Here is a 2,758-nt window from a genome sequence, read left to right on the forward strand (position 1 = left end):
AGTTAAACGACAACAATATTATTTATCGTTACATGAAGCAGCATAGTTCAAACATCCTTGAGAAAAAAGTGTAAACTGTTATTGACAATTTCAAAGATTATGGATATCGTAGAATACTTGGAGAACTTCGAAATCAGGGATATGTTATTAATAAAAAGAGAGTTCAGAGAATAATTCAAAAGCTTGGCTTACAGGTGACATCTTATACTCGCAAAAGTAGAAAATACAGCTCCTATAAAGGAAAAGTAGGTACTGTTGCGCCTAACAGAATACACAGACGTTTCAAAACGCATATACCACACCAAAAGATAACAACGGACACAACGGAATTTAAGTATTATGAAGTTGATTCCAAAGGACATATGACCATGCATAAGCTTTATCTGGATCCATTTATGGATATGTGTAATGGTGAAATACTAAGTTACGGAATTGACAAGACTCCTTCAGCTAAGAATGTAATGGACGCATTGGACAAGGCTATTGAAATTACTTCAGACTGCCCATATAGAAGAACCTTTCATTCTGATCAAGGCTGGGCTTATCAAATGAAAGCTTATTCACATCGACTTAAGGAAGAACGAATCTTCCAAAGCATGTCCAGAAAAGGAAACTGTCTTGATAACTCAGTAATGGAAAATTTCTTTGGACTACTTAAACAAGAGATATACTATGGTGTTGTATACTATAGCTTTAACGAATTGAAATCAGAGATAGAAAGATTTATAAAGTATTATAATGAGCAACGAATAAAAGAAAAGTTAGGATGGATGAGTCCTGTTCAATACAGGCTCCATCTCTTAGCTGCATAAAGAAAACGAGACGACCGAAGTCGTCTCGTAAAAAGTCTAACTTTAAGGGGTCACCTCAATTGCTACCTGCTCTTTCCATATAAAGTCAAGCAATACGACTGATGTTATCCATAACCTTAGGTATTAATGACAAATTTTGTTCAAGCCAATTAGCAATATTTTCATCTCCCGATTCTCTTATTGTGACAGCAACCCTGTTCCACTCAATATTACTTATCTTCCTAATGTAATCTTCTTCATAATATGCTTCTATATATGCTTTTTTCACAAAAACTCCAAACTTATTTTTAAGCTGTTTGTCTATACTTGAAGCATTCCAAAACATATATCTTCTGATATCATAAAAAGATATTTACATTTTTACGTTCAGTACGATTAATTACTGCTTTTGCATTCATCATTTGGCCTAACAACAGTTCCCTATCTTGCAACAACCTTCTACTAAGAGTTTGAGTAAAATCATAGTCTTTAAGTCCCCACTCCTGATATGCCGATGTCACAATGCCTTCATAGTTAGAAATCAGTTTAGATATAGACTCATCATCCTTCAAATCTATCTTTGAAAACTCATCCTTAATTTTAAGCGCAAGCTCCATATCTGAAGCGGACGAGGTCTTTCCTCCTTGATTTACTGCTGTGTTAATGTTTTTAAGCAATACTTTCCGTCCTTCCTCAGACATATTCGGAATGCCTTTCACTTGACTTATTAATGCGTTAGCCGGATTGATTTCCAATTTACGTGCTGTTTTATAATATCGTTCATTTTCCTCTTCTATAGATGAGTATTCATCACCGCTTAATCTTTTCTGTTGTACATCTAACATACTGTTTATGTAGTTATCAAAGCTCCGGCCAACAATACTTGCCTGCTCTTTTGACAAATGCTCTGAAGAATAAGTAGAAACCGTATTTTTAGCTATCCCCATTGACGCATAATCAATATAATCTAAGTCACTGCCTTTTGTTAGAATAAAGTCTAATGCGTTTTTAATCACCGATTTCAAATCTGACATTTCTTCGTTTGTGAATAATACACCATCTACATTATAAGTAACATTTGATCCGGTTTGAGAATACTGACTATTAATCAATTCACTTGAAGATACATTTAATTGTATCGATTTCACTTCATTCCTTCGATATGAAATTTCATCATCAGAAAGAAGCCTCATATTATTCGCTAATGATTCACCTTTCTCTGATCTACTTGAAGAAAACTTAGCTTTTATTTGAGGAATATTAATGTCATTCTGTCGAACTAAACCTGTATTTATGGGTGTCGTATCAACCTTCATATAATCACCTCCCTCTCGGCGACCTTCTGTGCGCACTTCAAGAATGTTTCCTTTGCTCTACTCTGCTTCTTCATTTGCTCTTACCTCCTGTTTTAGTATTTTTGCCAGGCTCATCAATATGGCGCATAAAATTACACCTATTGACATATATGTTAAGTATGTTTCCTTAACACCAAGCATAAATAACGATATGATAACCCAAAGTTCGATAGCAAGAATACGTCTCGACAACTCCTTTGATTTCATCAGTCCCTCATATTTTCTGATATCAACTTGTTGCTTATAATCTGATCCGTAAGCCTGACTGATATCTTTTCAACCATATGCCGCACCCCTTTTTGCATGTGATATTGCAAAAATACATTAGTTTATCAATAGGCTTTGCAGAATGTGCCCTTTTATTGCAGAATCCGACCTTTAAATCTTTTTCTGTGCATAGTGGAAACTTTCATTATCTATTATAAAAATAATATGTTTGAGCACGAAAAAGCACCGGACGAAGCCGATGCCTTCTCGTAAAATCTTTTACCCTACATGGGAAGCATTATGGAACAATAGATATAAAGTGTCAAGTATTTATGTACAAAAAGTTTTATATTATTATGTACAATTACTCTGATGGTTTAATATAATCTTTGACTCTATATGATC

3 protein-coding genes and 1 pseudogene are annotated in these 2,758 nt (G+C 34.4%); 1 reads left to right on the forward strand and 3 read right to left on the reverse strand.

The features are described 5' to 3' along the window. Positions 1–77: 77 nt before the first annotated feature. A pseudogene (locus tag BLV79_RS12265) lies at positions 78–812 on the forward strand (IS3 family transposase); the annotation flags it as partial. A gap of 85 nt (positions 813–897) precedes the next feature. On the opposite strand, the gene BLV79_RS12270 reads toward BLV79_RS12265, so the two are convergent. The 3 genes from BLV79_RS12270 to BLV79_RS12280 form a co-directional block, all read right to left on the reverse strand. After that, positions 898–1,137, reverse strand: a complete 240-nt coding sequence (locus BLV79_RS12270; protein ID WP_074719259.1) for a hypothetical protein — start codon at positions 1,135–1,137, stop codon at positions 898–900. A 13-nt stretch (positions 1,138–1,150) separates the two neighbouring features. Continuing rightward, the gene (locus tag BLV79_RS12275; RefSeq protein WP_143470277.1) at positions 1,151–1,984 is read right to left on the reverse strand and encodes a hypothetical protein; all 834 of its coding nucleotides are present in this window, start codon (positions 1,982–1,984) and stop codon (positions 1,151–1,153) included. A gap of 180 nt (positions 1,985–2,164) precedes the next feature. Then, positions 2,165–2,353 (reverse strand): hypothetical protein, encoded by a 189-nt coding sequence (locus BLV79_RS12280; RefSeq protein ID WP_074719261.1) that lies wholly within the window; start codon positions 2,351–2,353, stop codon positions 2,165–2,167. Between the last annotated feature and the right edge of the window lie 405 nt (positions 2,354–2,758).

It is taken from the genome of Lachnobacterium bovis DSM 14045 (assembly GCF_900107245.1).
GTDB classification, from domain to species: Bacteria; Bacillota; Clostridia; order Lachnospirales; family Lachnospiraceae; genus Roseburia; species Roseburia bovis.